This is a genomic window from Janthinobacterium foliorum (assembly GCF_978021625.1).
On sequence record NZ_CDXDQE010000005.1, the window covers coordinates 149,379 to 164,329 of the forward strand.

19 protein-coding genes and 2 pseudogenes are annotated in these 14,951 nt (G+C 54.0%); 5 read left to right on the top strand and 16 right to left on the bottom strand.

Going from position 1 to position 14,951, the window contains the following annotated elements:
- Positions 1 to 54: 54 nt before the first annotated feature.
- The 3 genes and pseudogenes from ACZ92H_RS13000 to ACZ92H_RS13010 all read right to left on the bottom strand — a co-directional run bounded on the left by ACZ92H_RS13000 (position 55) and on the right by ACZ92H_RS13010 (position 1,125).
- A complete protein-coding gene (locus tag ACZ92H_RS13000; protein ID WP_465049694.1) occupies positions 55 to 267 on the bottom strand; it encodes a hypothetical protein in 213 nt (70 codons plus the stop codon).
- Between the two features lie 166 nt (positions 268 to 433).
- A pseudogene (locus ACZ92H_RS13005) lies at positions 434 to 703 on the bottom strand (MepB family protein); the annotation flags it as partial.
- A 173-nt stretch (positions 704 to 876) separates the two neighbouring features.
- Positions 877 to 1,125 (bottom strand): hypothetical protein, encoded by a 249-nt coding sequence (locus ACZ92H_RS13010; RefSeq protein ID WP_465049695.1) that lies wholly within the window; start codon positions 1,123 to 1,125, stop codon positions 877 to 879.
- A 121-nt stretch (positions 1,126 to 1,246) separates the two neighbouring features.
- Between ACZ92H_RS13010 and ACZ92H_RS13015 the strand changes: the two genes are divergently transcribed.
- Both ACZ92H_RS13015 and ACZ92H_RS13020 read left to right on the top strand, forming a co-directional pair.
- Positions 1,247 to 1,612 carry a TfoX/Sxy family protein gene (locus tag ACZ92H_RS13015; protein ID WP_465049696.1) on the top strand — a complete coding sequence of 122 codons (366 nt, stop codon included), beginning with the start codon at positions 1,247 to 1,249 and terminating at the stop codon, positions 1,610 to 1,612.
- 716 nt (positions 1,613 to 2,328) lie between these two features.
- A complete protein-coding gene (locus ACZ92H_RS13020; RefSeq protein ID WP_465049697.1) occupies positions 2,329 to 3,543 on the top strand; it encodes an ATP-binding protein in 1,215 nt (404 codons plus the stop codon).
- 99 nt (positions 3,544 to 3,642) lie between these two features.
- On the opposite strand, the gene ACZ92H_RS13025 is transcribed toward ACZ92H_RS13020, so the two are convergent.
- The gene (locus ACZ92H_RS13025) at positions 3,643 to 5,184 is read right to left on the bottom strand and encodes a cryptochrome/photolyase family protein (RefSeq protein ID WP_465049698.1); all 1,542 of its coding nucleotides are present in this window, start codon (positions 5,182 to 5,184) and stop codon (positions 3,643 to 3,645) included.
- 274 nt (positions 5,185 to 5,458) lie between these two features.
- A complete protein-coding gene (locus ACZ92H_RS13030) occupies positions 5,459 to 6,628 on the bottom strand; it encodes a GGDEF domain-containing protein (protein WP_465049699.1) in 1,170 nt (389 codons plus the stop codon).
- Between the two features lie 431 nt (positions 6,629 to 7,059).
- On the opposite strand from ACZ92H_RS13030, the gene ACZ92H_RS13035 reads away from it, so the two are divergent.
- Together ACZ92H_RS13035 and ACZ92H_RS13040 are read left to right on the top strand one after the other, a co-directional pair.
- Entirely contained in the window at positions 7,060 to 7,302 is a 243-nt protein-coding gene (locus ACZ92H_RS13035) for a hypothetical protein (protein WP_465049700.1), read from the top strand.
- A 5-nt stretch (positions 7,303 to 7,307) separates the two neighbouring features.
- Positions 7,308 to 7,547 carry a hypothetical protein gene (locus tag ACZ92H_RS13040; RefSeq protein WP_465052358.1) on the top strand — a complete coding sequence of 80 codons (240 nt, stop codon included), beginning with the start codon at positions 7,308 to 7,310 and terminating at the stop codon, positions 7,545 to 7,547.
- A gap of 42 nt (positions 7,548 to 7,589) precedes the next feature.
- Here ACZ92H_RS13040 and ACZ92H_RS13045 read toward each other — a convergent pair whose 3' ends face one another.
- From ACZ92H_RS13045 to ACZ92H_RS13065, 5 genes are read right to left on the bottom strand one after another with little or no spacing between them, the layout of a single operon-like run.
- Positions 7,590 to 8,405, bottom strand: a complete 816-nt coding sequence (locus ACZ92H_RS13045) for a hypothetical protein (protein WP_465049701.1) — start codon at positions 8,403 to 8,405, stop codon at positions 7,590 to 7,592.
- Positions 8,402 to 9,271, bottom strand: a complete 870-nt coding sequence (locus tag ACZ92H_RS13050; RefSeq protein ID WP_465049702.1) for a hypothetical protein — start codon at positions 9,269 to 9,271, stop codon at positions 8,402 to 8,404. Before ACZ92H_RS13050 ends, ACZ92H_RS13045 begins: the two co-directional genes overlap by 4 nt.
- Positions 9,271 to 9,675: a hypothetical protein gene (locus tag ACZ92H_RS13055; protein WP_465049703.1), complete on the bottom strand. Its 405-nt coding sequence runs from the start codon at positions 9,673 to 9,675 to the stop codon at positions 9,271 to 9,273. Before ACZ92H_RS13055 ends, ACZ92H_RS13050 begins: the two co-directional genes overlap by 1 nt.
- Entirely contained in the window at positions 9,672 to 10,160 is a 489-nt protein-coding gene (locus tag ACZ92H_RS13060; RefSeq protein WP_465049704.1) for a nuclease domain-containing protein, read from the bottom strand. Before ACZ92H_RS13060 ends, ACZ92H_RS13055 begins: the two co-directional genes overlap by 4 nt.
- A complete protein-coding gene (locus tag ACZ92H_RS13065) occupies positions 10,157 to 10,402 on the bottom strand; it encodes a hypothetical protein (RefSeq protein WP_465049705.1) in 246 nt (81 codons plus the stop codon). Before ACZ92H_RS13065 ends, ACZ92H_RS13060 begins: the two co-directional genes overlap by 4 nt.
- A 332-nt stretch (positions 10,403 to 10,734) precedes the next feature.
- On the opposite strand from ACZ92H_RS13065, the gene ACZ92H_RS13070 reads away from it, so the two are divergent.
- A complete protein-coding gene (locus ACZ92H_RS13070) occupies positions 10,735 to 10,950 on the top strand; it encodes a hypothetical protein (protein WP_465049706.1) in 216 nt (71 codons plus the stop codon).
- Between the two features lie 2 nt (positions 10,951 to 10,952).
- Here the strand turns inward: ACZ92H_RS13070 and ACZ92H_RS13075 are convergent, their stop codons facing one another.
- From ACZ92H_RS13075 to ACZ92H_RS13100, 6 genes and pseudogenes are all read right to left on the bottom strand, one after another.
- Positions 10,953 to 13,064 carry a DNA cytosine methyltransferase gene (locus tag ACZ92H_RS13075; RefSeq protein ID WP_465049707.1) on the bottom strand — a complete coding sequence of 704 codons (2,112 nt, stop codon included), beginning with the start codon at positions 13,062 to 13,064 and terminating at the stop codon, positions 10,953 to 10,955.
- Positions 13,061 to 13,822 carry a hypothetical protein gene (locus tag ACZ92H_RS13080; protein WP_465049708.1) on the bottom strand — a complete coding sequence of 254 codons (762 nt, stop codon included), beginning with the start codon at positions 13,820 to 13,822 and terminating at the stop codon, positions 13,061 to 13,063. The genes ACZ92H_RS13075 and ACZ92H_RS13080 overlap by 4 nt, the downstream gene beginning before the upstream one ends.
- Positions 13,823 to 13,849: 27 nt before the next feature.
- Complete coding sequence (locus ACZ92H_RS13085; protein ID WP_465049709.1) at positions 13,850 to 14,014, bottom strand: hypothetical protein; 165 nt, start codon at positions 14,012 to 14,014, stop codon at positions 13,850 to 13,852.
- A 20-nt stretch (positions 14,015 to 14,034) separates the two neighbouring features.
- Positions 14,035 to 14,274 (bottom strand): annotated as a pseudogene (locus ACZ92H_RS13090) (helix-turn-helix domain-containing protein); the annotation flags it as partial.
- Positions 14,275 to 14,350: 76 nt separating this feature from the next.
- Positions 14,351 to 14,566, bottom strand: coding sequence for a hypothetical protein (locus ACZ92H_RS13095; protein WP_465049710.1), 216 nt, complete (start codon positions 14,564 to 14,566; stop codon positions 14,351 to 14,353).
- A 17-nt stretch (positions 14,567 to 14,583) separates the two neighbouring features.
- Positions 14,584 to 14,874, bottom strand: coding sequence for a hypothetical protein (locus tag ACZ92H_RS13100; protein WP_465049711.1), 291 nt, complete (start codon positions 14,872 to 14,874; stop codon positions 14,584 to 14,586).
- Between the last annotated feature and the right edge of the window lie 77 nt (positions 14,875 to 14,951).

Genomic DNA, 14,951 nt, shown 5'->3' on the forward strand with positions numbered 1-14,951 from the left:
TTCTAAAGGAAAATTCAATTCGCTAAAACCGGCGAACATCTTCGCACCGTTAGTTTATTCGAGATGGAGCCGATCATTCTGATAGTCAGTCTTCGCCAAAACAGCGTCAAGAAATACCTTTTCATCTTGCAGCGCAGCCCTAACAACGCTCTCTCGCAGCCCTGCATCTATCAATACAAGGCGCGCAAACCTCAAGCCATGCATTTTTTTTAAATACACTCCGGCGGCAATCAGTCGTACTGTTCTTTCAGTGGCATTATCAAACATAGCACCTCCCTTTTTTGAGTAGAATGCGACAGATATAGCTACTCGTATTGATCCATATCAAGTAAGTGCTAAAGGTAGTCGATGCCCCCCCCCTCAGCTTGGGAGGCGGCGTACCCGCTGAGCAATTTAAGCGTCATAGTTAAAGCTCCATCAGGCGAGCAATACTTTACTGATGCATATCAGCCACAAAGCATTCGCCCTGCCAGCGCTGCGCCTGAACCGCGTTCGTAGCACTCCACGGTGGATATAAGCGCAGGGCGCGCTTACCACCCGAGGCAGTGCGCGAAATCACGCCTCGTTCGAGCAGTACAGCGCGTGAGCAAATGAACAAACCCTGTTGAATACCGTCATATTTAGCGACGGCGATGATGACGAAATCAACCGGGTCGTTCTCGTCGACTGGCGCGATAGGTCCATTTGAAAATGGGCGTTTCCAAACAGTGACAAACTACCCCGTTTTTATAGAAGTTGTCTTTGCAAGGGGCAAGACCAACCTCAAGCCATGAAGGTTGGCTCGACATGCTCCATAATCGGCACTTTCTGTCTCGAGTACTGGCTCTTGCGCCAGCCCCAAACACGTCCAGGGAATGGGCCGCCAAGAAGCCGGCGTCATTCCCCGCTAAACTCGGCGGCTGCCTTAGCTGCCCACAATGCCTCCGCATGGCTGGCGAACGGATTCTCGTAGCCGTCGACGTTACCGTCCTCGTCGACAAAGTACAGCCACCATCCATCGCCCTGTTCAAGGATAGCAATGTGGCCGGGTGCACAATGGGTTTCGACGGACTGGCTGCCGGACAGTGTGGTGATGCTGGTGCCGCGGTGAATGATCAGTGGGGGTATCATGGCAATGTAAGTCATGCGAAATAAATGATATCCGTAGTTTAGCTCCGCCGCTCCCTTCCTTGCCCGCGTTCCGCTGAAAAAAGGCCGTCAGCGCAAAAAACCTTGCGCTACACTGTAGCTTAACTCGGAGAACGACATGGCCTCACAACAGAGCACGGTTAATTTTCTGCTTGACCAGATGGCGGGCGCGGGCAATCTCAGTGCGAAGAAGATGTTTGGCGAGTACGGGATATATTGCGACGGCAGAACGTTCGCCATCGTCGCCGACGACCAGTTGTTCATCAAACCGACGGACTCGGGCCGCGCCTGGATCAACGCGCAAGGCATGCTGCAGGACGCGTCACCCTACCCTCAAGCAAAGCCGTACTTTCTGATCGACGGCGAACTCTGGGACGAGCGAGAATGGCTAACACAACTTGCAAGACGCACAGCAATTGAACTACCGTTGCCAAAACGCAAGCCGGCGGCCCAAGGAACAAAAAAGCCCGTCAAACTGTTTTAGTAATTCACCCTTAGCTGACACTTAATCTCTACTCGACGTCCGCAATTGCCCCAAAGCAGACATTACTGTCACTCTTACCGGGTTGTACAAGCGCAGTTGAAGCGAACTACAGCAACGTTATCTAAAGCCAATAAGTTACATAAAGATCAATACTTTCGACACAAAATTGATGGGAAATGTGAAGTTGCCTACTATACTTTTGTGGAAAAAATAGTATGCTTATATTTCTTATACACTTGTTTTTTGCAGAAAAATACGGCCATGACGACACTTGAAGAGACACGCAGGGCTTGGATGGATGCGATACACGACCACAGTGACGCCGTCGCATTGAGCCAGAATACTGGAAGACCGATACCTAACTTAAGGGAATTGCTAGCTAATCTAAGGGCAACAAGGTGTGCTTATTTTGACAACTATATGGAAGTCGAGAGGCGCGCAAACGAGGAACGGCGAAAAAAAATTGTCACGGTAGCGAGCCCTTTACACGATGAAGTAAATAATATCAGGAGAGACAGCCATCCATAATTATTTTCTGGATTTTCAGAATTTTTTACTCAATTATTCTGCATAGTACTCCTACCTGATAAAAGATAGCTTAAATAACAGCGAATTCAGGTGAGTAGGAGATACAATATATCGAAATGAGACTTAGTTAAATTTCATTAGGGCAATATTCATTCGGAAAAGTCAATGGAGTGCCCGTTGGACAGGAGGTGAAATTTCACAAACACCTGTATTCACGTATTCCAGCCCCTAAAAAAAAGCATATTTTTCAGCTTTTTCCCCTCACTTCCTCTTTGACTATGAATATCTCAAACTTTATCACTACGAACATGGAGCAAATTCTTGTCGAATGGGAGGCGTTTGCGGCCACGTTTGGTGCAGTGGCGGACAAAATGTCCCCGAAAGAATTGCGCGATCATGCTAGACAAATACTGCAATTTATTGCAAAAGATATACAAGTAATAGAAAGTCAAGAAAAAACCAAGGCGAAATCTCAGGGTCTAATCAACAACTACTTGAAGGAGGAGAGCGCTTCAGAAACGCATGGTAGATTGCGCTACGTAAGCGGGTTTACACTCTTGCAACTAATTGCAGAATATCGCGCCTTACGTGCAAGCGTACTAGCACTATGGGGGCAGGAATTTTTCGAAGTAACACTCAAAAGCCAGCAGGATATAACTCGTTTTAATGAGGCAGTGGATCAGTCCCTTGCTGAAGCCGCTGTAGCGTACTCGGACAAAGTTAATCAAACAAGAGACATTTTCCTCGCCATTTTAGGCCATGATTTACGTAGTCCGTTGGCTGTCACCTCTATGGCTGGTGCCTTTCTATCGCGAGAGGGTATATTTGATGAGCAGGTTCGACGCATGGGCCAGCGGATTGGAAGAAGCGCCGCAACTATGAGTGTCATGGTTAACGACCTCCTAGCTTTTGCGCGGACACAATTAGGTGACGGCATTCCAATAGAAAGAAGTCTATGTAATGCCCGTGAGATCGCTCGAAACGCCATCGAGGAAGCAAGTGCAGCCCATCCCTCTTCAATGTTTGAACTCCAGGCAACTGGAGAATTATCAGGCCATTTTGATCAACCGCGACTTCAGCAATTATTAGCCAATTTGGCTAATAACGCCGCACAATATGGCACACCAGGAAAATCAATAATCTTTAAAGTTTCCGGCGAGGAAAATAGAGTCATCTTCACCGTGCATAACGCTGGCTCGAAAATACCAACGGATGCATTACCAACATTATTTGATGCATTGGTACAATTATCTGACGAATCAGAGAACGAGCGGCCGCGTTCCAGCCTTGGTCTAGGATTATACATTGCCAAACAAATCGCAGTTGCACACAATGGCAATATCACCGTTAAATCAGACGACGCAATAGGGACGACTTTTTTAGTGGAAATCCCAAGATGCTAGAAAAAATTTCAAAATCAATAAATTTTTAACTCGTAAAAATAATTTCCAGCCACCATATTTATTCATCCTTGGAAATAAAATTTACTCATACAATATGATTTATAATTTATTTATATTTTCCAGCATTGTATTTGCTTGATTCCGAAATTCTGAGATTGTTTTTTCATCCATTTTATCAAGTTGACGATATGCCATTCCAATACGAGCGTTGTTTTTTAAAAGATGGGCGTTTCGATCGAAAAAATTCCAATATAAAGAATTGAATGGGCATGCTTTTTCTCCAGTTCTAATCTTCTTATCGTAGTGGCAATTTTTACAGTAATCGCTCATTCGATCGATGTACGCAGCGCTGGAGACATACGGTTTGGTTGCTAAAAGTCCTCCGTCTGCGAACTGACTCATACCTACTGTATTCGGTAGTTCAACCCACTCAAAAGCATCAATATATATTCCAAGGTACCATTTATGTACCTCAATAGGGTCTAATCCAGCGAGCAATGCGAAATTACCAATTACCATTAAGCGCTGAATGTGATGCGCGTGTGCTTGCTCAAGCGACTGCGTAATCGCTTTCGAGAGGCAATTCATTTTCGTTTTTCCACTCCAAAACCAACTTGGCAATGAACGGGTATGGCCAAAGAAATTGTTATCTATGTACTCCGGCATGCGAGTCCAATAGACCCCCCGGACATATTCGCGCCATCCTAATATCTGTCTTATGAAACCCTCGACTGCCGCTAAAGGAGCCTGACCATCATGATATGCTTTCTCTGCCCTAGCGACGACTTCACGTGGGTTTATCAATTTTACATTCAGCGCGAATGATAGTAATGAATGGAACAGTCGCCATGCAGAGGCACTCATAGCATCTTGAAAATCGCCGAAATTTGGTAGTGCATTTGCTATGAATGAGTCAACCTGGCGGAGTGCTTCTTCTCGATTTAGCGCCCAAGGAAACGTCGCTGCTTTCGGCGCCCCGAAAGACTTGACGTCTGCTTCAACAATAGTTTTCCATAATGCGGTATGGTCGTGCAGCGTCCTCGTATCGATGGGCTCAGTCGGTGTGCCACGCCACAGCTTTCGGTTATCATGGTCAAAGTTCCATTGCCCGCCAATTGGCTTTTTAATATCTTCCATCAATACCCCATGCGCAATACGCATTTGGCGGTAAAAAAACTCCATGAGCCATTGCTTCCGCCCAGTGAATATATCGGCAGCTTCGTTGCGCGTGGTGTAAAAATGGTCGCTATCGACCATCAACCAAGGTATTGATGAACGACGCCCGTGCACGTATAGTTGCTGATCAATGCGCCATTCGTCAGGTGCTTGGTATTGGAAGCTAGTAGCGTTAAATTGATTAATTAGTGCATCAATGTTCTGAGTCATTGACCGTAAACTAGATGGATCATCAATTGGAATATAGTGAACTTTATGACCTGCTTCGCGTAGTTGCCGAGCCATTTCTCGCATCGCCGCGAAAATGGCGAGAATCTTTTGTGCATGATGAAGTACATAATCCGTCTCTTGCCGTATCTCCATCAATACGTATACGACGGAATCGTCGATTTCCGTGAACCAACGATGTTTGAGGTTTAGTTGGTCACCCAGGATCAGTCGCAGTGTAAACTTCGATGAGGTCATCTTTATTCTTTGTGAAATTTATTAAATACTTGCATACGGCAATCAATTTCCGCGTTTAGCTTCTAGTAGTCTGTAGCAATAACAATACTAAACGGAAAAATCAACTTTTTAACGTCAATGCAAATCTCTGTTTCTAGCCGGTTGCTACCGTTTATAAATTCCGATCTAAAGCAGCGATAGCAGGAAAATATAGCTATTTCCTTACCGATTGCGACCTTTTTAGAGGTCCTTGGCGACCCAGCGGGAAACTGCGCAAACTTAAAATGCTACCAACTTATGCTCGGAGTACTTCCGAGCTGGCGATAGTACAACCACGCCCTTGCGATTTGGCTTTGTAGAGGGCGACGTCGGCACGATGAAGCATATTTTCTATGGTGTCGGCATTGTGCATACGCATGGCGACACCTCCGCTGTAAGAAAGTTTAAAACCCAGTTCGTTGAGTGCATGCAGCTCCAGCCACTGCCGCATGCGTTCGTCGTAAGCCATGATCGAAGGAAAGTCGGCACAGTTGAGTAGCACGCAGAATTCCTCGCCACCGTAGCGGCAGAACACGTCTCCGACCCGACTGACAGCCCGTAAGCCAGTGACGAAAACCTGCAGAGCCCTGTCACCACTGGCATGCCCGCGGGTATCATTGATTTGCTTAAAATAGTCGAGATCAAGCATCAATACGCCGAGCGGCTGCTCATATCGCAAACTGCTGGCCAAGTCGATCTCGGACTGCAATATCCAAGCTCGACGGTTCAATGCGCCGGTTAGGCCGTCTTGCGTCGCTAACCGCTCCAGTTCTCGGGCAACTTCGTCCCGGTGTGCTAGGAGTATAGCCACCACAGACATCATCATCATTGAGTTCGATGACAAGGCGAACACCCGATTGACCAGGTAGGGCCCAAAAAAATTGGGAAACTCAGCCGTGTAAAAAACACCCAGCACGGCGCGGCCGGCAAGTATAAGCATCTGCACTGTGAGGCATATGATCAATAGCCATCGCCAGCGTCCGACAGCTACCTGTGGTGTACGGCAGAGGGGTACGATGATGGTTGCAATCTGCAATGCAAGCAAGCCGTTCGCCCAGCCTACCCGAAATGGATAACTGGCAAAACCAATGCAGTAGCCAATTGTCATCAGGACAGCTATGGCAGCGGGAGAGCGAGCACTCGCCTTACGGCCATACCACAATTGGAAGGCCATAGCGTTGAATACCATACCGCTCGAAACGCCGCCCATTGCCATGGTTGACAATAGCTGGTCCGCCCAGCCACCTCGCTCAAAGGTGCTTGAACAGAGCAGGAAAACCCAGCCCGCCGTTTGCAATATGATCCCAGCTTGTGCATACCGGGCCGCACGATTAACCCGCCCCATGAAATAGGGGAGCGCCACCGCCATGATCGACAAGTTTAGTGTCATGCCGAAGAATAGGGTCGATACGTCCGTTGTTGCCACTATTACACTTTCAAAATAATCCAGATGCCCGTATTGTTTACTCAGTGACGTGCGTGCTGCAAAGAAATCCTAAACCTTTAACTGCCACGAAAGTCTTCAAAATCTGCGGGAATGTGCCAATCCCTAGGGCATCACAAACGTAAGAAAACAGAACCTGCGTGACATCTGGTGAGTCTTCGTTGGAGACGAGGTTTTACAGAAAACAATAGATGAGGAGCGCACATGTTACCACTACTGAATGCCTCAATAATAAGAACCCAGGCGAAAAAGCCAAGTGCGAGTCGAGCGGACAACGTTGGCAAGTGATATCAAGTTTCAACGCGTTTTCTTGCAGAGGCATCTTTACGACTTCCCACAAATTCTTAGTGTGGTTAAACGCACAGACCTAATGCTAAGCAGGCCCCATACTTAAAAAAACAACAAGGAAATATATGGACAACAGCCTACTTACCCGCCTCGCCCAGTACGGAAAATTCACCATAGAAGCCACAGCTCTCAAACTGGAGTCAGTTTGGTATCCGCAGTACCGAATCCTTTGCCACAAAGGTGAATGTGAACTTCCTATTCGTGCGCCCCACTCGATGGACAGTTATCCTTGCGGTGAAGCAGCAGTCGATAACGCGGTACAACGGGCCATGTTCGACTTGGAGTTCGGTGAAACCCTACCGGCATAACTCTGGTGAAAAATTCCCCCTTTGCATTCCCCAGGTCAGCTGGCCTCCAGTACGAAACTGAAGGGTTACTTCGCAGTCTTTACCGTGATCTCGACACCTCACTGCGCCCTTTCGAACTTGCCATTGCTAACGGTGATCGATTGAAGGCAATCGGCCTGCAAGCGCACATCGACTTTATCTGCGCTGCGATGGTCGTGATCTACGAAAAAAGGAATTTACTGCTCCTCCGTCAATTGGCGACGTAATTTCGACCACAGCCCCTATACTCGATGTAAGCGTCCAGGCAGTCACTTCGTAGCGACCATGGCCCTTGCGCAGTGCGGCAGTGCTTCTGGCAAATCCTGAGCGGCATTCGCGCTTGCTGGGCCAGCTGCATGTCTGCCGCTGGCCAGGTAAAGCTGGATACGCTCGGTAGTCGACCGCTTGAATTCCTCGTCCGCCAGGCGTTGCTGCTCGACGCCCTGCAAGCGAGACGCCTCCTTCGCCGCAGCTCCGTCAGCAATCATTTTTTTGATCGCGGCAAGTTGCGCGCGCGCGGCATCGTCCGGTGTCTGGTCCTGCTTGCCCTGCAGCAGGCCCGCCACGGCCGGCGCCGGCAGCCGCCCTGCCCTCACCGCATTGCCCAGCACCTCGACGTGACGCGTCTTGTCCCACCCCACGGATGCCCGCCACTCGGCCGGGCGCCGATCTAGGCGCGCCGCGGCAACGATGCGCTCGTACGCCTCCAGGAACGGCTTTCGCGCGCTGATGGCGCCGCTAGAGTCGAGCACTGGCCGGCAAATCCGGAACGCCTCGGCGATCTCAGTCGTCCACACCACGCTGGCCATTTCGTCCTGGCTGCTCAAAGCGATGGCCCAGGCTTCTTCCGCACCCGGGCGGCCATCCATAAGCTTGCAGCGCTTGGCGATGCCGGCCGGTACCGGCGCAAATTCGCCGTTCTCGTCGCGGTAGGCCTGCATTGCCGCTTCCACGGTGCGCAACGGGTAACGCTCCAGGTTCGCCAACCAGGCGCGCGCCATTGCGGCCTCGGGCAGGGGCTTGCCGTAGGCGGCCAGCGTCTCGGCCAGCAACTGCATGAATCGTGGCGTGTCGGCGGTGTTCATGCCGGCACCATGTCGATGACGTCGCCGGCCGGCGCCGTGCCCATCAACTCGCGCATCACTCGGGCATTCGTCTGCTCGATCGTTTCGCTACCGGCGCTGGCGCGGGCCTGGCCAGCATCATTGCGGATGAAGCGGTCGATGTGGTCGGCATCGCGCAGGATCAGGCCCAGGCCGTTGTACTTCGTTTTGCTGTCGTTCTGGCCCATGTTGTGCGGCGTCTTGGAGCAGCCACGGATGGCCTTGCAGATGTCGGCCGGCGAGTAGCCCTTGAGCGCCTTGGCAATCAGGCGCTTCCGCTTGTCGTCCAGAACGGACTTGGGCGAGTCCATGACTTTTTGCCAAAATTCGAAGATCGTCTTCACGGGGTCGAGCTGGGTTTGCTCGACAAGAGTCTCCTTCCCTTCCTGTTCCCCTTCCCTTCCTTTCCCTTCCTTTCCCTTCCCTTCCACTTGAGCATGCTTAAGGGGCGTGCCTGTCGCGTCATCCACGCGTGCCGCACGCGTCGAAGTCATTGATATATATAAGGATTCGTCCGGCGCCGGCAATTCCGAGTCAGATTCACGATTATTTATGACTTGGTGCTTGGAAAACGTCGGAATGAAGCCGAAAAACTCGCCTTCGACCTCATATTTCACTACAAATCCACGCGTCATCAACGCGTCAAGCACGCGTGAAAAATCTAGCTCGTCATATGGAAGAATGTCGAGCTTGAGCGCGCGCGGACGCCACTTAAAGCGACCCTCCTTGTCGCAGCATGTGAAAAGGCCCATAAATGCGGTGCGGATTGGAAGCCCGGACTGCTGCTCGAGGTCAAACAGGTCCTCATGCTTAAACAGCTCCGGTTTTACAGTGCGAATGCGGCCCATCAGCGAGCCTCCTGTGTGCGCGCCGCGCCGAACAGTGCAGTAACCAGCGGATCGCCCACGGCGCCCGCCTTACGGATCCAGTACTTGGTGCGCCAGCGTGCCTTCATCGAGTCATAGCGACCATCCTTCTTGGCCTTGGCCTCGAAGCGCAAACGAATCTGGCGCTTGCTCAGGCGCGACAGAGCGCACGGCGCGTCTGGCTGGTTGCCGACGGCATACACGGCCATGGCGGCGCCAGCGCGCGGGTGCGGCTTCCAGCGGGCGATGTAAATCTTGCGCTCGGCGTGCAGCAGGCGAACCCAGCGCAGCACCGCCGCCTGACTGACGCCCGACTTGATGACAATATCAGCCTTGGTACCAGGCATGGCGCCCAGCACGAATTCACGGAAGTTAATGCGCGTCATGTATGTTCCATATTTTGTTTTTGGTCGTTGGGAACTGCAGCGAGCAGGCCCATTGACCGTAAAATTTCGTGTGTGGTGCCGACGGCCGCGCGAAAGGCGACTTCCAAGCCAGCCAGCGATAGATCAGTCGGGCACGGACGCCGGCCGTCGAGCACGTCGTGGCAGGCGCTGCAGCCGAACGCCGCGGCGGTGTCTGGAGCCTTCAGACCCATGCCCTTCCCGTCTGCCAGGAAATTGCTGTGGCAGAGCACGGTGGTGTCAGGGTCGAAGTTGCAGACGGCCAGGCGCAGCGTGCAGTCCTGGCCGCGCGCTGCGCGCCGGATTGGCGTTGAGCGTGGTCCTTTGGGCTTCAAGCCAACTTTGCGCTTCGGTGCCTTGCGCTGGTGCGACTGCACGGAGAGCACGCCGGTGCTGGGCATAGGCGAGGTGCGCTTGAATGGCGTACGTGCCACTGGTTTAGCGGGTTTGATGGAGGAGCGCTTCATATGCCTGCACGAATGTTACGGCGCGCGCATTCGGCTTCATATTCAAGCCATATCTCAACAACAACTCCGTTGCGCTTCACTGGATTGCCGTTCTTATCCATCTTCGGTCCGCGAACCATGATAATCGCGCCGCGCACGTTGTCGGGATCAATTGCAAGCCAATCCCTGCAAAATTGTGGCGCGTCCAATTCCGGACTGATCTTCGTCAAACGAGTGGTTTCATTAAAAAGCTTTTCTGCCATAGCATCGCGTAGCAATGCCCATTCGCCTATTGAATAGGCCCGCAGAGTCTTTGGATCTCGCTCTGGAGTCCGCCTTTGAGCGGACGTAAGACATGCCGACCGGCTTACGCCAAAAACACAAAATGCGCCCATGGCTATGTCCTCGCCTTCATGCATTTGAAGCGGCACCTATATTTCAATAGTTGGCGCGCGGTGATGGCTTTGCCGCAGAGGTGGACCTCATGAATTACCGCGTAGGCGGGTGCGTCATGGTTCGCCACATGGCGACGTTTAAAATGGGCAGGATTGGTGATCATGATAGACTGTAAGGTGCGAGTCAGATGGAGTAATAGATGGGCGTCACGATTTATTACAATGGTTACGATATTCAAATTCAAGCAAATGAAGGAGCTCCTCGCGGTTCCTGGTTTAGCACTCTTCAAATTTTTCGCGGGCAAGAATGCATCAACGTAATGGTTGTAGATTGCCTGGCGATCAGTTCTTTCGATGCCGAAAAGGCCGCTTTCAAACACGCTGAGCAATTTATAGATCGATTGGTGTTCAAGTAAAGTCACGCCATCCTCGCGATCTCGCGCTCATGCGCGAAGTTGGCGAGGATCAGCGCCTTGGCCATGGGTGGGCAGACCGAATTGCCGCACATGTGCACCTGGGCGCTCTTCGTCAGTTTCAGACCCTGCGCCGGGTCGTCACCGATGATGTAGTCGTCGGGGAAGCCCTGGGCTCGGAACAGTTCGCGCGGCTGCAGCATGCGCAAGCCGATGTCCACGATCTGATAGTCCTGGCCGTGGATCGTCACCAGGCCGAAACGGTCGCGGCTCGTGACGGTGGCCAGCGGCCCGTCGATCTCCGGCGCCTGGTCGGTACCGTAATAGCTAAGCAGGAAAGCGCGCACCTCGGCATGGTGCTGGCCGCCAGCGCTGACCGTGCCCAAAGGCTCGTCGGTGCCGGCCGCCGTGCTGGTGCCGCGCAGCTTGATCATGTTGCTCGTGACCAGCGCCGACTTGCCGCCACCGCCGGCCGTGACCGTGCCGAGCGGCGCATCGGCGGCGTGGCCGACGCTTGCGCCCATGTCTCGCTGGATATGCGCCGATACCATGCTGAAATGGCCGCCCTTGACCTGTGCGCAGATCGTGCGCAGCGGTTCGTCTGCTGGCATCACGCGCTGGTTGCTCGCGTTGGCATGCTCCGTCAAGAACGCCGTCACTAGGCTGTGGTGGCCGCACCCAGTGACCGTGCCGATAGGATCGGCCAGATCCGAATCCACAACGCCGGTGTAATGCTTGGCCAGGAATGCCGTGGCCACGGCCTTGTTGCCGCTGGCCGTTACGGTGCCCAGCGGCGCCTCGACGTCGTGCGCGCCAGTACCCCAGCGCTTCCCGCCGCCGGGCGACACTTCGCCGTGTGCGGCGTCAACCAGCACGGCCGTTACCAGCGCTGCGTCGGCTTTTGACGTGGCTGTTGTCGTCGGCTCGTCCACGCCGCGCGGGTGGCTTTGGCCGGCACGGCCGCCGACGCCGGTCAGCAGCGCGGAGACCAGGGCATGCTTGCTCTCGCCCACCACCGTGCCCAGCGGTTTCTCGATGTCAAGCGCGCGCGGCGCCTGGCCCTCGCGCTCCCCGTAGCCCACCTGCACCAGCGTGGCCACGCCCAGCGCCTTCTCGCCGCGGTGCGTGCCAGTGATGGTGCGGAACGGTTCGACGACCGATTCGGTGCGGTCGCCGCCCTGGTGCGGGACCGGGACGATGGTCGGTGCACAGAAATAGCTGTCATTGCGCGCCAGCAGCGTGCCGAATGGACGCGCAGTCGGGCGCGGCTCGCCAGCGCGTGCCGGGCCGCCGGCATCAACGATGAACGGTTCGGGAGCATCGACCACATAGCGCATGATGCCCTTGGCTATGCGGCGCAGCGTGGCCGGCGCCAGCGGCTTGTCGCGCTCGAAGATCGATGGGCAAGGCAAGCTAAAGTCGATACATTCGGCAGCCGTGCGGTACGGCAACAGCTTGCCGGCGCGCACGCCGATGCTGTCCGGCGCACCGTGGGTAGGCTCCGGCCACTTGATGGCGATACCGTCGCGGCGCGCCACCAGGAAGAAGCGTTTGCGGATAGTGGGCGTGTCGTGCTCGCAGCCACGCATTTCGCGGTAGTCGACGGTATAGCCGTGCGCGCGCAGCTGGCGGATGAAGCTGTCGAAGGTCTTGCCCTTCTTGGCCGGGTCCGGCTTGGCGCTGCCATCGGCCACGACCAATAGTGGGCCCCACGTTTTGAACTCCTCGACGTTTTCCAGCATGATGACGCGCGGCTTACACTTGGCCGCCCAGCGCAGCGTCACCCAGGCCAGGCCACGGATGCGCTTTTCGACTGGCTTGCCGCCCTTGGCCTTGCTGAAATGCTTGCAGTCCGGCGACAGCCAGACCAGGCCTACGGGGCGGTTGCCCGTCACCTTGATCGGATCGACGTCCCATACGCTTTCGCACAGGTGCGTGGTGTGCGGGTGGTTCGCCGCATGCATGGCCAGCGCTTCGGGGTCATGGTTGATGGCGATATCGACCGGGCGGCCAAACGCCTGCTCCAGTCCGGTGCTGGTCCCTCCACCTCCTGCAAAGTTGTCGATGATGAGCTCACTGCCCAAGTCGAGGGACAGAGTAAAGGCGTCGCGCTTCATGAGCGCTTCTCGATGGCCGGTGCGCAAAACATGGCTGCTGCCGAATAGAAGCCCACGTGCTGGTCACGCAGCAATTTGATGCTGGGATTTCGGTAAATGCTGAAGCCAGTCTGATCGAAGCGCTTAGAAAAATCGCTTGGTCCGCGCGAGGGACGCGTCGCACACATAACGATGGTCAAACTGCTCGACCGTATCAATACGGTCGCGCGCGCGCAAGCATCGGATGAGCGGCAATCCTGCAGGAATTTAGTAGTACAAATATGTTGGTCCATCACACCGCTCTGTGGGCCGGCGAACGGTTGTTCGATACTTGACCTGTTAATGTCTTTCCACGAACAGCCACAGAGGTCCAAAAGATGCAAAATATTTCCACCAGCATTACGTTCAAATATGTCGACGCTGGAGCAAAGGAGCCTGGGCCGAGCAGAGAGTTCGTTAACCAGAACATCATCATTCCTAACGACGCCCATGTTCCGCGGGTCGGGGAGGCTGTCGAATTGATGCACTGGGACAATAGACGAGATATGAAATTTGGCGTCTACATCGTCCTCTTTGCACACACCAGAATTGCCTTGTTTGACAGCAATGATCGGCCTTCTGGTTGGCATACCACGCTTACGGTTGGCCCAATCCCTGACGACATTGACGAGCGTTTTATTAGCCCGGGCTCGTGATTTCTCATTCAAACCGAAAATGTTGCGACATTTTTGAAGTACAATTTGGCTCATAAATTCTTTCGCGAATTTGTGTTGTTTCAAGGAAGCCCGCCTGCCAGCGGGCTTTTTTCATTTCTGGCCTTGCAGCTCCCGCAGCATTGCTTCGTAGTGCTGGCGCGTCCGGACGTGGCCAGGGTCGACCGGCAGCTCGCGCTCGACGTGCTCTTGCTGCTGGGCGCCCTGCTCAGCCTGCGCCGGCGTGCCGCCTCCCGGCTGCATGGTCGTCCAGGTCAAGCCGCCACCTCGGCACGCGCAATGCGCTTGAGCTCGCGGATCGACACGTCGAACACCTCGTGCATGCGGATCAGCAGCGAGGCGCCAATCGGCAAGCGGCCGTGGCGAATCTTGGAAATCACGGGCGGCGCAACTTCCAGCGCGCGGGCCAGAGCTGCGTCGTTCTTCGGACCCTTGGCCAGCAGCATGTCGAGCAATTCGTTATTGCCGTGGGCGTCGTCCAGCGAGCGGTATGGCTTAATTGCAGTTGTTTGCGTCATGTCATATTCCTAATTGATGGTGATTGAAGTGGCCTTTTCCGGCCATGCGATGCTGTTGCTGTCGGGTGCGAGTCCGTTATGGCGGCTCGCGCCGCGGCACCTCGTATTTCTTCGCCACCCTGTCGGTGGCATCGCGCCATTTCTGGCGCGCTTCCTTGTGCGCAGCCTTCGCCACGCCCTCGCCCTCCCCGTCCTTGGCGCCCTGCAGGTCTTTCTCGGCCTGCCGGTAGATCATCGAACGCTGGAAAACCAGCTCCTTTTCCTCGGCCGTGACCTCAGCTGCTCTATTCAATAGCTGCCTCCATGCCGTTAAACCCGCATCCGCACGACGCGCGGGACGACGCCAAAGCACGGGCGCGGCGCCGGCGAAATCTGGGCCCTGTTATTTACTGATTTGGGCCTAGTCCCGCTAGAAAACGGCGGCGTATCATTCCGTTTCGGCCTGGCGTCCAGGTGATTGCGGATGATCACGATCGTGCATTCGTTCAGCACGTCGCTGACGGTCTTGCGCATCGCAGTGCATGCGGCTTGCAAGGCATCCTTGTTCTCGTCGGTGATGTAGCCCTTGACGAGCGCAGTGCGTTTTTGCTTCTGTTTCATGGTTTTCTCCTGGTGGTCGGTGTTACAGGGTTTGGGTACAGCGAAATGCAGAGTGATGCTTGGTGCTGTTTTACGGT